This window comes from Streptomyces daliensis (assembly GCF_054782395.1).
Genome location: NZ_BAAGSO010000098.1, coordinates 25,131 through 41,931, shown reverse-complemented (window position 1 = coordinate 41,931; position 16,801 = coordinate 25,131). Strand labels below are relative to the sequence as shown.

17 protein-coding genes are annotated in these 16,801 nt (G+C 69.0%); 15 read left to right on the top strand and 2 right to left on the bottom strand.

All coding sequences use genetic code 11. The annotated features are described in order from the left end of the window. The first annotated feature begins 58 nt into the window (after positions 1-58). From ACYVOO_RS26235 to ACYVOO_RS26180, 12 genes are all read left to right on the top strand, one after another. Complete coding sequence (locus tag ACYVOO_RS26235; RefSeq protein ID WP_461018173.1) at positions 59-1,639, top strand: FAD-dependent monooxygenase; 1,581 nt, start codon at positions 59-61, stop codon at positions 1,637-1,639. A gap of 9 nt (positions 1,640-1,648) precedes the next feature. Next, a complete protein-coding gene (locus ACYVOO_RS26230; RefSeq protein ID WP_453349952.1) occupies positions 1,649-1,984 on the top strand; it encodes a YnfA family protein in 336 nt (111 codons plus the stop codon). A 120-nt stretch (positions 1,985-2,104) separates the two neighbouring features. Then, positions 2,105-2,365, top strand: coding sequence for a putative ATP-grasp-modified RiPP (tgmA, locus tag ACYVOO_RS26225; RefSeq protein ID WP_461018172.1), 261 nt, complete (start codon positions 2,105-2,107; stop codon positions 2,363-2,365). Then, positions 2,365-3,360: an ATP-grasp ribosomal peptide maturase gene (tgmB, locus tag ACYVOO_RS26220; RefSeq protein WP_461018171.1), complete on the top strand. Its 996-nt coding sequence runs from the start codon at positions 2,365-2,367 to the stop codon at positions 3,358-3,360. Before tgmA ends, tgmB begins: the two co-directional genes overlap by 1 nt. 89 nt (positions 3,361-3,449) lie before the next feature. Next, positions 3,450-5,027, top strand: a complete 1,578-nt coding sequence (locus tag ACYVOO_RS26215) for a DUF4158 domain-containing protein (RefSeq protein WP_461018170.1) — start codon at positions 3,450-3,452, stop codon at positions 5,025-5,027. After that, on the top strand, positions 4,966-5,586 hold the full coding sequence (locus tag ACYVOO_RS26210; protein ID WP_461018169.1) for a Tn3 family transposase: 621 nt from the start codon (positions 4,966-4,968) through the stop codon (positions 5,584-5,586). The genes ACYVOO_RS26215 and ACYVOO_RS26210 overlap by 62 nt, the downstream gene beginning before the upstream one ends. Then, a complete protein-coding gene (locus tag ACYVOO_RS26205) occupies positions 5,574-6,650 on the top strand; it encodes a transposase (RefSeq protein WP_461018193.1) in 1,077 nt (358 codons plus the stop codon). Before ACYVOO_RS26210 ends, ACYVOO_RS26205 begins: the two co-directional genes overlap by 13 nt. Positions 6,651-6,785: 135 nt before the next feature. Continuing rightward, positions 6,786-7,319, top strand: a complete 534-nt coding sequence (locus ACYVOO_RS26200; protein WP_461018168.1) for a RipA family octameric membrane protein — start codon at positions 6,786-6,788, stop codon at positions 7,317-7,319. Further along, the gene (locus ACYVOO_RS26195; protein ID WP_461018167.1) at positions 7,316-7,618 is read left to right on the top strand and encodes a DUF7701 domain-containing protein; all 303 of its coding nucleotides are present in this window, start codon (positions 7,316-7,318) and stop codon (positions 7,616-7,618) included. Before ACYVOO_RS26200 ends, ACYVOO_RS26195 begins: the two co-directional genes overlap by 4 nt. A gap of 106 nt (positions 7,619-7,724) precedes the next feature. Beyond that, entirely contained in the window at positions 7,725-8,876 is a 1,152-nt protein-coding gene (locus ACYVOO_RS26190; RefSeq protein WP_461018166.1) for a hypothetical protein, read from the top strand. A 225-nt stretch (positions 8,877-9,101) separates the two neighbouring features. Continuing rightward, on the top strand, positions 9,102-9,635 hold the full coding sequence (locus tag ACYVOO_RS26185; RefSeq protein WP_461018165.1) for a zinc finger domain-containing protein: 534 nt from the start codon (positions 9,102-9,104) through the stop codon (positions 9,633-9,635). Continuing rightward, positions 9,581-9,832: a hypothetical protein gene (locus ACYVOO_RS26180; RefSeq protein ID WP_461018164.1), complete on the top strand. Its 252-nt coding sequence runs from the start codon at positions 9,581-9,583 to the stop codon at positions 9,830-9,832. Before ACYVOO_RS26185 ends, ACYVOO_RS26180 begins: the two co-directional genes overlap by 55 nt. A gap of 213 nt (positions 9,833-10,045) precedes the next feature. Here ACYVOO_RS26180 and ACYVOO_RS26175 read toward each other — a convergent pair whose 3' ends face one another. Next, positions 10,046-11,239, bottom strand: coding sequence for an RtcB family protein (locus tag ACYVOO_RS26175; RefSeq protein WP_461018163.1), 1,194 nt, complete (start codon positions 11,237-11,239; stop codon positions 10,046-10,048). Positions 11,240-11,472: 233 nt separating this feature from the next. On the opposite strand from ACYVOO_RS26175, the gene ACYVOO_RS26170 reads away from it, so the two are divergent. The 3 genes from ACYVOO_RS26170 (at position 11,473) to ACYVOO_RS26160 (ending at position 14,908) form a co-directional block, all read left to right on the top strand. Next, entirely contained in the window at positions 11,473-12,366 is an 894-nt protein-coding gene (locus ACYVOO_RS26170) for a hypothetical protein (RefSeq protein ID WP_461018162.1), read from the top strand. 262 nt (positions 12,367-12,628) lie between these two features. Next, positions 12,629-13,273: a DUF3558 family protein gene (locus ACYVOO_RS26165; protein ID WP_461018161.1), complete on the top strand. Its 645-nt coding sequence runs from the start codon at positions 12,629-12,631 to the stop codon at positions 13,271-13,273. Between the two features lie 147 nt (positions 13,274-13,420). After that, positions 13,421-14,908 carry a DUF2637 domain-containing protein gene (locus tag ACYVOO_RS26160; RefSeq protein WP_461018160.1) on the top strand — a complete coding sequence of 496 codons (1,488 nt, stop codon included), beginning with the start codon at positions 13,421-13,423 and terminating at the stop codon, positions 14,906-14,908. Positions 14,909-14,939: 31 nt separating this feature from the next. On the opposite strand, the gene lysS is transcribed toward ACYVOO_RS26160, so the two are convergent. Further along, positions 14,940-16,724 (bottom strand): lysine--tRNA ligase, encoded by a 1,785-nt coding sequence (gene lysS, locus ACYVOO_RS26155; protein ID WP_461018159.1) that lies wholly within the window; start codon positions 16,722-16,724, stop codon positions 14,940-14,942. Between the last annotated feature and the right edge of the window lie 77 nt (positions 16,725-16,801).

Genomic DNA, 16,801 nt, shown 5'->3' with positions numbered 1-16,801 from the left:
GATCCCGACCTCGACCCCGCGGCCCACCAGGCGGCGCGGCCGATCCGAGGAGGCAGCCATGAACCGCACCCCTGAGCCCGAGCGGCACGACGGCTCGCGCAGCTCACACAGCACGCGCGACACGTACGACGTGCTCGTCGTCGGCGCGGGGCCGACCGGCCTGCTGCTCGCCGGTGACCTGGCGGAGGCGGGGCACGCCGTCGGCCTCGTCGAGCGGCGTACGGACACCACCAGCAACCTCTCCCGCGCCCTCGTCGTGCACGCCCGCACCATGGAGCAGCTCGACGCGCGCGGCCTCGCCGACGAACTGGCCGAGCGGGGCCACCCCATCGAGAAGCTGCGGCTCTTCGGCCACGCCACGCTCGACCCGACGCGCCTGCACTCGCGCTTCCCCTATGTGCTGGTCACCCCGCAGTACGAGGTGGAACAGCTCCTGGAGCGCCGGGCCCGCAAGGCGGGCGTCACCTTCCTGTACGGGACGCGGATGCGCGGACTGCGGCAGAACGGCGAAGGCGTCGAGGTGGACGTCCTCACCGGTACCGGTACCGGTACCGACGACGCCGGTACCGGTAACGGCGTGCTGCGCGCCCGCTATCTCGTCGGCACCGACGGGGTCCACAGCTCCGTCCGCGAGGCCATCGGCCTCCCCTTCCCCGGCAGGTCGGCGCTGCGCTCCATCGTCCTCGCCGACGTCAGGCTCGCCCAGACCCCTGACTCCCCGTTCGCCGTCAACGCCTCCAGGGACGCCTTCGCCGTCATCGGCACCTTCGGCGACGGCTGGCACCGCGTCATCGGCTGGAGCCGCGACCGCCAGTTCCCCGACAGCGCGCCCGTCGGCATGGAGGAGGTGCGCGCCATCGCCCGTGGCGCCTTCGGCACGGACTACGGCATGCACGACGCGCGCTGGATGTCCCGCTTCCACAGCGACGAACGGCAGGCACCCGCGTACCGCGTGGGACGCGTCTTCCTCGCGGGCGACGCGGCGCACGTCCACTCCCCCGCGGGCGGCATGGGCATGAACACGGGGCTCCAGGACGCCGCCAACCTCGGCTGGAAGCTGTCGGCCGTGCTCGGCGGGCACGCCGGGGACGCGCTGCTGGACACGTACGAGGGCGAGCGCCACCCCGTCGGCGCCCTGGTCCTGCGCACCAGCGGCGCCGTTCTCCGGCTCGCCCTGGCGGGCTCGGGCCCGGGCCGTGCGGTCCGCTCGACGGTGGCCGGGCTGGTCAACCGCGTGCGCCCGCTCGCCGACCGTGGCATCCGCACCGTCTCCGGCATCGGCATCGACTACCCGGCGCCGCGCGGCGCCCACCCCCTGACCGGCAGGCGCGTGCCCGACCTCGCGCTGGCCGACGGGCGCCTGTACGAGCTGCTGCGCGGCGGCCGGTTCGTCCTGGTCACCCCGGAACGGGCGCCGGACGCGGACACCGGAGCGGCGGACTCCGGAGCGGCGGACTCCGGAGCGGCGGACGGCTACGGCGACCGCGTCCTGCGGACGACGCTGCGCGCCGCCTCGCCCCGCAACACCGGTCGCACCCTGCTCATCCGCCCCGACGGCCATGTCGCCTGGGCCGCCGACCACCCCGAGCAGGGCGGGCTGCGCCAGGCGCTCGCCACCTGGGCGGGCACGGCCGCGTAACCTGCGGTCATGCTGTTCGCCAGGTCCGCCACCCTGTTCCTGCTCGCGGCCCTGCTGGAGATCGGCGGCGCCTGGCTCGTCTGGCAGGGCGTACGGGAACATCGCGGCTGGGCCTGGATCGGCGCGGGCGTCCTGGCCCTCGGCGCCTACGGCTTCGTCGCCACCCTCCAGCCCGACGCCCACTTCGGCCGCATCCTCGCGGCGTACGGCGGCGTCTTCGTCGCCGGTTCCCTGGCCTGGGCGATGGCGGTCGACGGCTTCCGTCCGGACCGCTGGGACGTGACGGGAGCACTGGTCTGCCTCGCGGGCGTGGCCCTCATCATGTACGCACCGCGCGGAAGTTGAGGGCGGAAGCCGAGCGCGGGGCGGCCCGGGACCGGCTCCAGGCGCCCTTCCCACGAGTGCGCCGATAGGTCATCATTCCGGGGCTGCACCGCTCACGTCGACTGAGAGGAGCACCACGAAATGGCCAACGGAACCACGGGACCGGCTGGACGCCCCTGGGGAGCCACCAGGATGGGGCCCTACCCGACCACGGTGAAGATGCCGTTCACCGCGGTGGACATCGACCCCGCCACCCAGATGGGCGTCTTCCGTGACGCGTCGGGCCGGGTGGTGAGGATGGACGAGGGCCGCACCCACTCCAGCACGCATACGTCCCAGTCCACCAACTACGGTGACGGCCACAGCGACGACTCCACCGACTCGGACAGCCATAACGACTGATGTCCGGGCCTGACGAGCGTCCGGTGCTCGTCGCCACCGAGGCGGCCGACGTCACCGCCGACATGGTGATATCCGAGCTGAACCGGCTCGGCTGCCCCGTCACCCGGTTCGACCCCGCCGACATCGGCGACGGTCTGACGGTCTCGGCCCGCTTCGGGGGACCCGGTGCCCCTGTCGCGGGGCAACTGCGCACCCCGTCGAGGACCACCGATCTCGGTGCGGTGCGATCGGTGTACTGGCGCCGCCCCCGCTGGCCCGACTTCGGGCACCTGGACGAGTCCGACGCGCGGTTCGCCGCCGCCCAGGTGCGATACGGCCTGGGCGGCGCCCTGTACGCCCTCGACGGCCCCGTGTGGGTGAATCACCCCTTGCGCGTCGCCGCGGCCGAGTACAAGCCCGCTCAACTCGCCGCTGCGGCGCGTCTCGGACTCCGGGTGCCACCCACGCTGGTGACCAACGACGTGACGGAGGCGCGGGAGTTCATCAGGTCCCACCGGGACGTGATCTTCAAGACGCTCCGGTGGACCCCCTACGAGCGGGAGGGGGTCGGGATGACGACGTGGGCCGAGCCGGTGACGGCCGACGATCTGGACGAGACCGTGGGCTCGGCCCCTCACCTGTTCCAGGCCCGGGTGGACAAGACCGCCGATCTCAGGGTGCTGGTGGCGGGAGAGAAGGAGTTCGCGGTACGGATCGACTCCGGCCTCCTGGACTGGCGCAAGGATTACTCGGCGCTCTCCTACCGCGTGACGGACCTGTCGGACGACCTCAGCAAGGCCCTGCGGGACTGCCTCGGCCACTTCGGCCTCGCGTCCGGTTCCTTCGACCTCGCACTCGGCAGGGACGGCGAACCGTACTGGCTGGAGCTGAACCCGAACGGCCAGTGGGGCTGGCTGGCGCGGGAGACCGGCTTGCCGATGGCCACGGCGTTCGCCGAACTGCTCGCTCACGGAAGGGGCCTGACCCAGATACGGCAGAAACCCGCCACGGGATGATCTTGGAGTGATGAGCAGCCTGCCCCATCACCCGTTCGGCCCAGTGTCGTTGGTGGTGATGTTGAGTTTCGTCTGGGGCGGGGTGGGCTGTGACCTCGATCGAGAGGACCGCGTATCCGCGGTTCAAGCGGCTGATCACCGCGCACGAACTGCATCTGTTCTTCGCGCCGAGCCGTGACGAGGTCGAGTGGGCCGCGACCCGTACCGACTGCGACGAGCACCTGCTGGCCCTGCTGCTCGCACTGAAGTCGTACCAGCGCATGGGGTGTTTCCCGAAGCTGGACGAGATCCCGGACATGGTCGTCGACTTCGTCCGCCGCGCGGTGGACCTGCCGGAAGACACGATGCCGCGGGCTGCGAACCGTACGGCGGAGCGGCAGCGCACCGCCGTTCGCCAGCGCACCGGCTTGTCGTATGACAAGGCGAAGGCTCGGAAGATCGCCAAGGCGGTGATGCGGAGCGAGGCGGTGTCGAAGAACCGCCCGGCGGATCTGATCAACGTTGCGCTGGAGAAGGTGGTGGAGGCCGGGCTGGAATTGCCGGGCTTCACCACGCTGGACGCGCTCGCGGCGAAGGTCCGCATGGAGGTGAACGCGTCGATCTGCGTGAGCGTCTACGACCAGCTGAGCGAGGCCCACCGGGAGCGGCTGCTGGCCCTGCTGTCGGAGAAGGACGAGTCCGGTACCACGAAGTGCAACAGGCTGAAGCAGTCGGCCAAGGCTCCGACGTGGTCGCACTTCCGCGCCCAAGCCGAGCACCTGGGGTGGGTGGATGAGCTGGGCGAGACCGGGGTGTGGCTGGAGGGTGTCGCCTCGGGGAAGATCACGGACTTCGCGGGGGAGGCGGACGCCGCGGACGCGCCGGGGCTTCGGGACTACAACCTGGTGAAGCGGCTCGCGCTGCTGGTGTGTCTCGTGCACAAGGCCCGTATGCGGGCCCGGGACGACCTGACCACGATGTTCACCAAGCGGATTGCGTTGCAGGTCAAGCGGGCCAAGGCGGAGCTGGAGAGTATCCGGGAGCAACAGCAGGCCATCGTCGAGGTGTTGATCGGGAACTACCGCACCGTGCTCCAGCACATCGATGCCGACGGCCCCGTCCAGGCTGCGCGGGAGAAGGCGGCCGGTATGACCGCCGAGGTGCTGGCGGCGGTCGGGGGCCTCGACCCGGACGCCGAACCTGGAGCCGTGGCCACGCTACTCGGCGCAGCTCGCGCCCGCCCTGCACACGATGGCGAACGCCCTGCGGGTGCAGGGCGGCGCGCTGGGAGTGCCCGCGGCGGCGGTGGACGGCTTCGGCGGGTTCGAGGGCCAGTACGAGAGAATCGAGAAGGTCGCCGCCCACCACGGCAATTACTGGGAGGTGCTGCTGTACGGGCACCTGCTCAAGGACCGCTCCACGATGTACGACCTGACCGGCCGTCTGGAACTGACGGCCACCTCCGAGGACAACCGGGTCCTGGACGCGCTTGCGCACGCCCGACGCCACAAGAACCTGCGCGACTACATCCCCGAGCGGCACGAGGACGGCCGCCCGGTCGACACCTCGTTCGCCACGCTGAACTGGCAGAAGGCGATCCGCGACAAGAACCGGCCCGGCGCCTTCGTGCGCAAGCACTTCGAGGCGATGGTGTTCACCGCGCTCGCCGAGGAACTGCGCACCGGTGACGTCGCGGTGGCCGGGTCCGAGGAGTACGCCGACTGGAGCGAGCAGTTGCTCCCCTGGCAGGACGTCGAGGCGAAGCTGGGTGACTACCTGGTGGAGGTCGGCCTCGCCGAGCCCGGCGACAATGCCCCGTATGACGCCGTGTCGTTCCGCCGGCAGCTGCAGGACAAGCTCACCGCGGCCGCCGCGGCGGCCGATGCCGGGTACCCGGACAACGAGGGCCTGGTCATCGACCCCGCCACCGGCATCCCCTCCCTCAAGGCCCACCGCTCCGAAGGCCAGCGGGCCTCGGCGAAGGCCCTGGAGCAGGAGATTAAGGCCCGGATGCCGGAACGCTCGCTGCTCGGCATCGTCTCCCGCACCGCGTACTGGGTGGAGTGGTGGCGCCGTTTCGGCCCCGCGTCCGGCAACGAGCCGAAGCTGAAGGACCTCTTCGGCCGGTACGTGATCACCACCTTCGTCAAGGGCACCAACATGGGCCCCTACGAGGCCGCCCGGCACATCCCCGGCGTGAGCGGGCACGAGCTGTCGCTGGCCGCGAACCCTCCATCCCCACGCTGAACGAGGCGATCGCCGACCTGGTCGACACGCACGCCCGCCTGGACATCTCCCAGGCGTGGGGCGACGGCTCCACTGTCGCCGCGGACGGCACCCACATGGACACCTACCTCAACAACCTGCTGTCCGAGACGTCCGTGCGCTACGGCAAGCCGGGCGGCATCGCCTACCACCACATCTCCGACGCCTACATCGCGCTGTTCACGCACTTCATCCCGTGCGGGGTGTGGGAGGCCGTCTACATCATCGAGGGCCTCCTCAAGAACACGAGCGAGCTGACACCCACCACTGTGCACGCGGACACGCAGGGCCAGAGCTTCCCGGTCTTCGCGTTCGCGCGCCTGCTCGGTTTCGATCTGATGCCCAGGATCAGGAACTGGAAGGACCTCACCTTCTACCGGCCCACCAAGCAAGCCGAGTACGTGCACATCGACGCCCTGTTCGGGGAGAGCGGCCGCAACGTCATCGACTTCGACCTGACCGAGTCCCAGTTCCGCCACCTGATGCGGGTGGCTGTCTCGGTGCGCGAGGGCGCCATCTCCTCCACCCTGCTGCTGCGGCGCCTGCGCTCCGGCTCCCGCAAGAACGCCACGTACACCGCCTTCCGCGAGGTCGGCCGCGTGATCCGCACCGTTCAGCTGCTGCGCTACCTCTCGGACGCGCCGCTGCGCCGACGGGTGACCGCCGCCACGAACAAGGTCGAGGCGTTCAACGGCTTCTCCCAGTGGATCGGCTTCGGCAACGGCGGCGTCATCACCGACAACGACCCCGTCGAGCAGGAGAAGACCGCGAAATTCAATGCGCTGCTCACCAACGCGGTCATCTTCCACAACGCCCTGGACATCGCCGAGATCGTCCGCCAGCTCCAGGAGGAGGGATGGGAGATCGACCCCGAGGACCTGGCCCACATCTCGCCGTACCTGACCGAGCACATCCGCCGCTTCGGCGAGTACTCCACCCACGAACTCGGCATCCAGCCTGAGGCATACGACCCGCACCTGGACGTCGACTTCACCCAGCTCCGCGACCAGGACCAGCCCACCGAGGGCTTCAGCACGGCGGCCTGATCACCCTCTGCAAGAAGTGACGGCTACCCGGTCTGGCAGCGGCCTGCCGGAGGAACCCGGAGGACCCTTCCGGCGTGATCACTCACGAAGTGGCAGCAGGTTCCTGTTACGCGAAACGGGCTGTGCCTGGCGGGTGTGGACGTCATCATGGCGGGTATGTTGCCGAATTCTCGCAACGCATCGACGCCCGCCCCGGCTGCGGACGTCCCCAGGCCAGATCGAGAGCCCTCGTCATCGGTGCTGGAGTTGTACAAGCTGGCAGTGGAGATGGCCGACCGGGTCTCCGCACGACGGGGGCTTGCCAACGCATTCTTCCTCTCCGTCCAGACAGCCTTCGTCGGTACGATCGGCATCTCCTTGGTCAATCTCCGGCAGGAGCCCGCGTGGACCGCGCCGGTCATCGCCCTTGCGGGAGTGACGATCTCGATCACCTGGTGGCTGCAGCTACGCAGCTACCGGGACCTCAACCGGGCAAAGTTCAAGGTGATCAACGCCATCGAGAAGCAGTTGCCGGCCAAAGTCTTCACCGACGAGTGGAGGCATCTGACCCAGACACCGGCACCCTCGTGGCGCACCCGATATGCAGAGCTCGGCTTCAGCGAGCGGATGATCCCGTGGGTCTTCGCCCTCGTGCACGGACTGCTGTGCCTGGGCAGACTGCTCGCATGACCTACCTGCATGACGACGCCCGGCTCATCAGATCCCATCTGTCCTCCCAGGCCCGTCCTCCGGAGGACTCGGACGCGCTGTTCCTCCTGTACGCGGTCCTCATGCGGGCAAAAGGTGAGCACGTCACGGAGGTCGACGTACATGACGCCTGGGCGGCCTGGATGGCGACCCGGAACCTGGGACATCCGGCCCTCGTTCCGTTCGAGTCGCTGGACACGTCCGCACAGAGTCAGGATCTGCCGTACGTCCAGGCCATCCACTCCGCCGCACGAGACCGACGCGCAACCCGAAATCCATGATCCGGACGAGTTGGCTATGCGACCCACCAACGCGCGATCGGGGACTCATATGCGACGAAGGACTGCTATCTGCCTGGAGCTCTGTCGGCATGGCGCGATCTGGGCAGTGATCTTAGGGCGTCTGGGCAGCCCCTTCTCGAATCCCGGAATCAAAGTTGACGGGGGAACCGTAGCCATCGTCACAGCATTGCTGTTGACGCCGCTGAAGACGGTCTGGCGGCTTTCTGCCCCGATGGTACGCCAACGAGTAAACGACCTGTTTCCCCGACCAGGACCGGAGACTCCTCGACAACAGCACTCTAAACTCGGCAAGGCCCTGAAGAGAACTGGAACTCTTCTTACGGCACTGGGGGGTGCGCTCTTCGCGCAGGGCGCATATATTGCTTGCGGCTTCGTGAATCCCAAGGTCTGGGAGAGCGACTCTGTCAGGCAGGGAACATTTCAGCTCACACTCATATTCCTTGGGGGTGGCATGCTGATATTCCTCGTTGGGCGCCGGTTCGCCCGCCGGGGGCGCCGACACCTCGCCTCCGTGATCTCCCGCACCAACCGCACCGAGCAGACCTACGTGCTGTATCTAAGGCCATTCCACGAAGACCTCAGTGCGTACACAATGGATCGCCCTTACATCGAGAATGTTTGGGCTGGGCAGCCAATGGCCCCCGACAATAAAAAGACTGAAGAAGAGTTGCTCGTCACACAGTTCGAACGCTTGGGACGTGTCATTGCCGTTGGTCACCCCGATGAACGGATTCCCTTCTCTGGGGCCGAAAGGCTCTATCTTCCCAAGGATAACTGGAAGCCAGTTGTCAGCGACCTCATACGTGATGCCCGACTAGTCGTGCTCGTCGCCGGCGACACCGAAGGAACACTGTGGGAATTCACTGAGGTCGTCCGGCTCCTCCCCCTCTCCCGCCTGATCATTCTGATATACGGCAAGCCGAGGAATTATCTCAAATTCCGCCACGCCGTAGGACCAGCCTTCTCCACGCGGGCAAAAGAATTCGATGGGCAAAAGCCCGCTCTACACCCACCGGGGCTCCCTCTTCCCCCTGCCGTACAAGAGCGCAGCATGCAGCGAAAGCAACTTATCTGGGGTGCCGTCCACTTCCCTCTCCACCAAAAACCAGAGTTCTGGCTGCTCCGCGCCCCGGGCTTGACGGTCACGCCAACACATCGCAGAGAGGTCAATAGTCAAGTAAAAGAATTCCTCGAAAAAGTAGAAACCCAACTAAATGCCTTGGAATCGGAAACCTGATAGAGCTGCCCGCTCAGGAAACGCGTCCGGGAGTACTCCAATGCGAGGCATCAACATCCAGCCGAAATCTTGCTATGGACTCTCGCAAACAGTCCTTTGTGGCAGCAAGGTCAACAAAGGGGTGCCCACGGCCCGTTGACCACCGATCGGTTCTCACAACCCGTTCTCACACGAAAGAAGAACGGACCCCCTTCTGAGAGTTGCATTGTGCGAGGATCCGGGCTCATGACGGGCCCTCACACCCCGCGCACCGACGCCGACGACGTCGAGCAGCACGCCTGCCCGAAGTGCGACGCACAGCCCGGCTCGCCGTGCCGCTCGCGCGGCGGCGCGGTCACCTCCGCATACCACACCCGCCGGTTCACCAAGGTGCCCCGGCTGGCGAAGCTGCTGCGGGTGCCCACCCCCGCCGACCGCAGGCCCGGCCAGCCGTGGCGGCCCGGCACCACGCCGCCCGCGCCGATCGACCCCGACCTGCCCAGCGCGGACATCCGCATCGGCTACGCCCGCTGCTCGACCCTCGGCCAGGAACTCGACTCCCAGCTCGACGCCCTCGCGAAGCACGGCATCCCCCGGGACAAGGTGTTCTCCGAGAAGATCAGCACCCGCGTACGGGTCCGCCCCCAGTTCGAGGAGGCACCGCGGCCCGCAAGGGCAAGCACGGCGGCCGGCCGCCCGTCGTCACCGACGACATGCTCCACACCGTGCTGCGGCGCCGGGCGAACGGCGAGTCGGTCGAGCAGATCCAGCCGGATCTGATCATCCCCACCGGCAAAAGGAAGGGGCACAGCCCCTCGGTGGCGAGTATCTACCGGGCGCTCGCCGAGCACGCGAAGAAGGAGGCGTACCCCGAAGCCGTCGAGCAAGCGCACGCCGACTTCGCCGAGCTCCAGGACGCCGACGACATCCCGCGCCCCCGCCGAGCCCACATCCTCACGCCGGACGCCGAGTCTTAACGAGCCACCCACCACCTCAAGATCATCCCGTGGCGGGTTTCTGCCGTATCTGGGTCAGGCCCCCGGAAGGAACGGCGGGCCGGGGTGAAGCGTCGGCGGGCGGCTCCCCAGCCGCCCGCCGACGGGGCGCCGCCGCACCCGCCGACACCCGGACGACGGGCCCCGGACCCGCCTGGCGGGTCCGGGGCCCGTCGCTCACGTACAGGGCCTGCCTCAGCCCTTCACACAGACGACCTGCTTCAGCTTCGCCACGACCTCCACCAGATCGCGCTGCTGGTCGATCACCTTCTCGATCGGCTTGTACGCGCCCGGGATCTCGTCCACGACACCCGCGTCCTTGCGGCACTCCACCCCGCGCGTCTGCTCCTCCAGATCGCGCGCGGAGAAGCGCTTCTTCGCGGCGTTGCGGCTCATCTTCCGGCCCGCGCCGTGCGAGGCGGACTGGAAGGAGTCGGCGTTGCCGAGGCCCTTCACGATGTACGAGCCGGTGCCCATCGAGCCGGGGATGATGCCGAACTCGCCGCTGCCCGCGCGGATCGCGCCCTTGCGGGTGACGAGCATGTCCATTCCCTCGTAACGCTCCTCCGCCACGTAGTTGTGGTGGCAGGAGATGACTTCGTCGAAGGCCGGCTTCGCCTTCTTGAACTCCTTGCGTACGACGTCCTGGAGCAGCCCCATCATCACGGCGCGGTTGTGCTTCGCGTACTCCTGCGCCCAGAACAGGTCGTGCCGGTAGGCCGCCATCTGCGGGGTGTCCGCGACGAAGACGGCGAGATCGCGGTCGACCAGGCCCTGGTTGTGCGGCAGCTTGCGCGCCTCGCCGATGTGGAACTCGGCCAGTTCCTTGCCGATGTTCCGGGAACCGGAGTGGAGCATCAGCCAGACGGCACCCTCAGAATCCGTACAAACTTCAATAAAGTGATTCCCCGAGCCCAGGGACCCCATCTGCTTCGCCGCCCGCTCCTCGCGGAATTTGACCGCCTCGGCCACGCCCTGGAAGCGCGCCCAGAAGCCGTCCCAGTTCGCGGTCGGGAAGCCGTGCAGACGGCCCGGATCGACGGGCTCGTCGTGCATGCCGCGGCCCACCGGGATGGCCTGCTCGATCTTCGAGCGGAGCCTGGACAGATCGCCGGGGAGGTCGTTCGCCGTGAGGGAGGTCTTCACCGCCGACATGCCGCAGCCGATGTCCACCCCGACGGCGGCGGGACAGACCGCGCCCCGCATCGCGATGACCGAGCCGACCGTCGCCCCCTTGCCGTAGTGCACGTCCGGCATCACCGCGAGGCCCTTGATCCAGGGCAGCGTGGTGACGTTGCGGAGCTGCTGCATGGCGCCGTCCTCGACCGTGGACGGGTCCGCCCACATCCGGATCGGGACCCGGGCCCCCGCTACCTCCGTGTACGCCATACTCGCTCATCTCCCCCGTCAACCGTGAACAAAGCGCAAGAAGCCACGCCGTTCACCGGCAAACGGAAAAGACGGACTTCGCGCAACATAGGCACCGGCGGACCGGACGGCCGCGTGGTGCGTGCGGTAGACATTGTGTTCCGTCGCCCCCTGGCGGCGACAACACGTTTTCGACTGGAGCCGGAGGCCGGGCAGTGCAGCGGAGGGCAAGGACATGTGTCACCAGCGCCGCGTTGGCCCTCACCCTGGCCGGGGGGCTCACGGCCTGCACGGGCTCCTCCGGTGAGGACGGCGGCGACGACACCAAGCCCGGCGGAGCCAGCACCTCCACCGCCGCCGCGCCCCCGGGCAAGTACCGCACCCTCCCCGAGCCCTGCGGCGCCGTCGACACGGGCACGCTGAAGAAGCTGCTGCCCGGCGCCGAGGGCGAGGAGACCGGCAGCGGCGACGCGAACCCCAGCGCCTCCCCGTACGAGGGCGAGCCGACGGTGACGTACGACACCGACCGCCGCGTCGGCTGCCGCTGGAAGAGCGCGACGACGCTGGGCACCCGGCACCTCACCGTCAACATGGAGCGCGTGGTCTCCTACGACCCGGCCATAAGCGACGACGAGCAGGCCGAGGTGCTCTACGACGAGAAGGCGGCCAAGGCCGACATCCCGGCCTCCGGCTCCCCCTCGGCCGAGTCGGACGCCGACAGCGACAGCGACGGCTCCGGGGAGGACTCCGGCGCGGACAGTGAGAAGCCCGACAGCGGATCGGCCTCCCCCTCCTCGTCCTCCTCCCACAAGAGCGCGGACCCGGACGCGGAAGCCGACAAGGGCGGCGACGAGGAGCAGACCGCCGAGGGCGACGAGGACGCGGGCTCCCCCTCCCCCGGCGACGACCTCTCCCCGCGCGTCCTCACCGGCATCGGCGACACCGCCTACATCGACGACAAGCTCGACACGGCGGACTCGGGCGTGCACCGGGACATCACGCTCGTCTTCCGCACGGCGAACGTGATCGCCACCGTCGAGTACGACCAGTGGGTGACCGACAAGCGCCGCCTGCCCGACAGCGCCGAGCTTCAGGAAAAGGCCCAGAGTGTCGCACGAGAGCTTGCCGAGCACTTCAGCGACAACTGACACACACTGTGGGGGGCGCCACGAATCGCCCGCAATGGGCCATCGGCCGCGTAGCGTGCACGTACCGTGCCGTCCGGGAGGATCCCGCCCCCCCCCACACTCACGAACACCGAGCACAGAGCAGAGAGCACCGAGCACTCAGAGCCGCACGAAGCTCTGCCGACAGCCTGGAAGCGAAGGAACCATGCACGTCGAAGGAACCATGCACCGAAAATCCCCGCGAAGCGCGCCGCGTCTCGCACGGACGCTCGCCTGCGCAGCAGTGGCTCTCCCCGTCCTGCTGGTCGCCGGCTGCTCCTCGGACTCCGACAGCGGCGAGGAGTCGGCCAGTCCGTCGGCCTCCAAGAGCGAGGCGCCCAGCGCGGCCCCCGCGAAGTACAAGGAGCTGCCGGACGCGTGCAAGACCCTCTCCAAGGACACGGTCAAGGAGCTGACGCCCAAGACCGACAACGAGGCGGGCAAGCGGATCGGCACCGGTGACACCAGCGACTCGGGCAGTTGCCTGTGGAGCGGGCTGGACAAGTACGACTACCGGCAGCTCACGGTCTCGATGAAGCGGTTCGACTCGGACACGGCGCGCGGCACGGGCAACAAGCTCGCCGAGGGTCACATGCAGCAGCAGATCGACGAGGTGAAGGAAAACAAGGACAACAAGGGCGTCAAGTCGGCCAACGTCGACGGCGTCGGCGATGCCGCCACGTCCCTCACCTACGAGCTGAAGAAGAAGGACGACAAGGGCAAGTCCGAGGAGTTCCGCGAGGAGCGGCTGGTCGCGCGCACCGCGAACGTCGTCGTGGTCGTGGACTACGAGGGCGCCGGTTTTGAAGACGGCAAGACGCCCAGCGCCGACGACCTGAAGAAGAAGGCGGAGAAGGCGGCCAAGGAAGTCATCAAGTCCATCAAGTGACGGACCGTCCGACCCCCGCCTGATCCGTACGGACCGGAGCCCGGCGCCCCCTCTTCCGGGAGGGGAGCCGGGCTCCGGGCGCGTGGCGGCTTGACGCGTGTGCGAGTCTGGTGCGCCGCCAGTTTCCGAGGGTGGGGGACAAACCCAGTGCAGGCCGTACAGCTCACACGAACACACCGCATACTCATCGGGGTGGTCGTCGCCGGTGCCGTGGTCATCGCCGCGATCGGCTTCGCCGGGTCGTACGCAGCGGTGCGCGATCTGGCCGAGAAGAAGGGCTTCGGGAACTTCGCGCCCTTCTTCCCCATCGGGATCGACGCGGGCATCGTCGTCCTGCTAGCGCTGGATCTGCTGCTGACCTGGATCCGCATCCCCTTCCCGCTGCTGCGCCAGACGGCCTGGCTGCTGACGGCTGCCACCATCGCCTTCAACGGCGCCGCCGCGTGGCCCGACCCGCTGGGCGTCGGGATGCACGCGGTGATCCCGGTCCTGTTCGTCGTCGCCGTCGAGGCGGCACGGCACGCGATCGGCCGCATCGCCGACATCACGGCCGACCGCCACATGGAGGGCGTCCGCGTCTCGCGCTGGCTGCTCGCCTTCCCCTCCACCTTCCGGCTGTGGCGGCGCATGAAGCTGTGGGAGCTGCGCAGCTACGACGAGGTCATCCGCATGGAGCAGGACCGCCTCGTCTACGAGGCACGGCTGCGCGCCCGTTACGGGCGGACCTGGCGGCGCAAGGCCCCGGTGGAGTCGCTGATGCCGCTGAAGCTGGCCCGCTACGGGATACCGCTCGCGGAGACGGCGCACTCCGGGCTGGCCGCTGCGGGGATCACCGTCGAACAGCGGGCGGTGCGGGGCGGCTACGGGAGCGGGTCCAGGCCGGAGCTGGCCGGGTCCGCGCGGGGTGCTGACGTCGAACCGGACACGGAGGCGGGCCCTGCGGGGGGCGTGCCGGAGCACATACCGGGCCAGGGCCAGAGCCAGGGCCCAGATCTGACGAAGGACCAGGGCCAGGATCAGGGCCGGTTCGAGGCGCAGGCCCAAGACCAGGACCGGTTCCAGGGCCAGCCGCAGGCCCAACCCCACCCCCAGGACCCGCGCCTGACGCAGGACCAGGAGCCCGCCGAGGACGCGCCAGCTCCGGTGTACGCGGCGGCCGACGGCGGTCCGGGCGGCGCCCAGGTCACCGTCCCCGTCGGCCCCGGCAGGCGCCGCGCGCTCGGCAACGCCAGCGCACCCGTCAACGGCGGTTCCGGCGCCACCGCGTACGTACCGCCCCAGCGCGCGCAGTCCCAGGAGCCGGGAGCCGTACCGGAACCCGAGCCGCCCTCGGCCACACAGGCCCCCGCACCCGCTCCCGCACCCACTCCGGAGCCGGAGCCGTACGTCGAGCCGGACGCCGACCCGGTCGGCATCCCCGACGGCATGCCCCGCGAGGACTTCTACTTCGCCGTCTACCGCGAGTTCGTCGCCGCACAGGGCAGCTTCCCGACGTCCCGGCAGCTCTCGCGCGTCCTCTACGACAGCCACGGCGTCTGCAACTCGGACGGCAGCCTCCTGAGCGAGCAGTACCTGCGCGGCTACATGCGCGAGTTCAGGGAGCGCTACAACACCGAGATGGGCCTCGCGGGCTGACCCGCGAGGCCCCCTCAGCCCCCGTCCGTCCTCAGCCCCCGAGCAGCTTCCGCACCCGGTCCGCGCCGACGGCCAACAGCAGCGTGGGCAGCCTGGGCCCGGTGTCGCCGCCGACCAGCAGCTTGTAGAGCAGCGCGAAGAAGGAGCGCTGCGCCGTCTTCAGCTCCGGGGTGGGCTTGGCGTCCGGGTCGAACCCGGCGCGTACCTTCGGCACTCCGTAGACGAGCTGGGTCAGGCCGTCCAGCGACCAGTGCTCGTCCAGGCCCTCCAGGAGCAGCCGCAGCGACTCGCGCTGCTCCTCGTCGAGCGAGCCCAGCAGCTCGGCGTCCGGCTCCTCGCGCACCCGCGTGCGCTGCTCCTCGGGCACCTGGGTGGCGATCCAGCGCTGCGCGCGGTCGAGCCGCGGCCTGACCTCCTCCAGCGAGCCGACCGGGTGCTCCGGGTCCAGCTCGCTCAGGATGCGCAGCGTCTGTTCGTCGTTCCCCGCGGTGATGTCAGCGACGGAGGCGAGGGTGCGGTACGGGAGCGGGCGCGGCGTCGTCGGCAGCGGCCCCGCGGCCGTGGTGGAGGCGCGCAGGTGCGCGGCGACGTCGGCGGGCTGGGCCTTGCCGTCGTCGATCTTCTTGTGGAGGGCGTCCCACTCGTCGTAGGTGCGCTGGATCTCCTGGTCGAAGGCGACCTTGAAGGACTGGTTCGGCTTGCGGCGCGCGTAGAGCCAGCGCAGCAGCGGTGCCTCCATGATCTGGAGGGCGTCGGCCGGGGTGGGCACGCCGCCCTTGGAGGAGGACATCTTGGCCATGCCGCTGATGCCGACGAAGGCGTACATCGGGCCGATGGGCTGGAGCCCGCCGAAGATCTCCTTCACGAGCTGGCCGCCGACCACGAAGGACGATCCTGGCGACTGGTGGTCGACGCCTGAGGGCTCGAAGACGACGCCCTCGTACGCCCAGCGCATCGGCCAGTCGACCTTCCACACGAGCTTGCCGTGGTCGAAGGAGTCGAGCAGCACGGTCTCGCCGTGGCCGCACTGGCAGGTGTAGGACAGCTCGGTGGTCTCGTCGTCGTACGAGGTGACGGTGGTGACGTCGCGCTCGCAGACGGTGCAGTACGGCTTGTACGGGTAGTACTCGCCGCCCGCCGCGCCCGCGCCGTCTTCCTCGCCCGCCGCGCCGGAGCCCTCGGCGGCCTCGATCTCAGCCTCGTCCAGCGGCTTCTGCTGCTTCTGCTGAGGCTTCTTGCCCGCGGCCTTGTCCTTGGTGCGGTACCGGCCCAGGACCTCGTCGATACGGGCGCGCTCGCGCATCGCGAAGAGGATCTGCTCGCGGTAGGTGCCCGAGGTGTACTGCTCCGTCTGGCTGATGCCCTGGTACTCCACGCCCAGCTCGTCCAGCGAGGCGGCCATGGCAGCCCTGAAGTGCTCGGCCCAGTTCCCGTGCGCGCTGCCGCGCGGCGCGGGGACGGAGGTGAGGGGCTTGCCGATGTGCTCGTTCCAGGACTCGTCGACGCCCTCGACCCCGGCGGGGACCTTGCGGAAGCGGTCGTAGTCGTCCCAGGAGAGCAGGTGCACACAGGGGATGCCGCGCCGCTTGATCTCGTCGGCGACCAGGTGCGGGACCATCACCTCGCGGAGGTTGCCCAGGTGGATGGGGCCCGAGGGGGAGAGCCCGGAGGCGCAGACGACCGCTTTGCCCGGGGCGCGACGCTCCGCCTCGGCGATGACGTCATCGGCGATACGGGAGACCCAGTCGGCCTCGGGGGTGGTCTGAACCACGTCCGGCACTTCCTTCTCTCTACGCTCCTGATAAGGCGGCCCCATTCTCCCATCCCGTAAACCGGTGGCGGTGCCGTGGGATACTGGCGGCATCCCAAGACGCCCCTACGGAACGGTTAGCT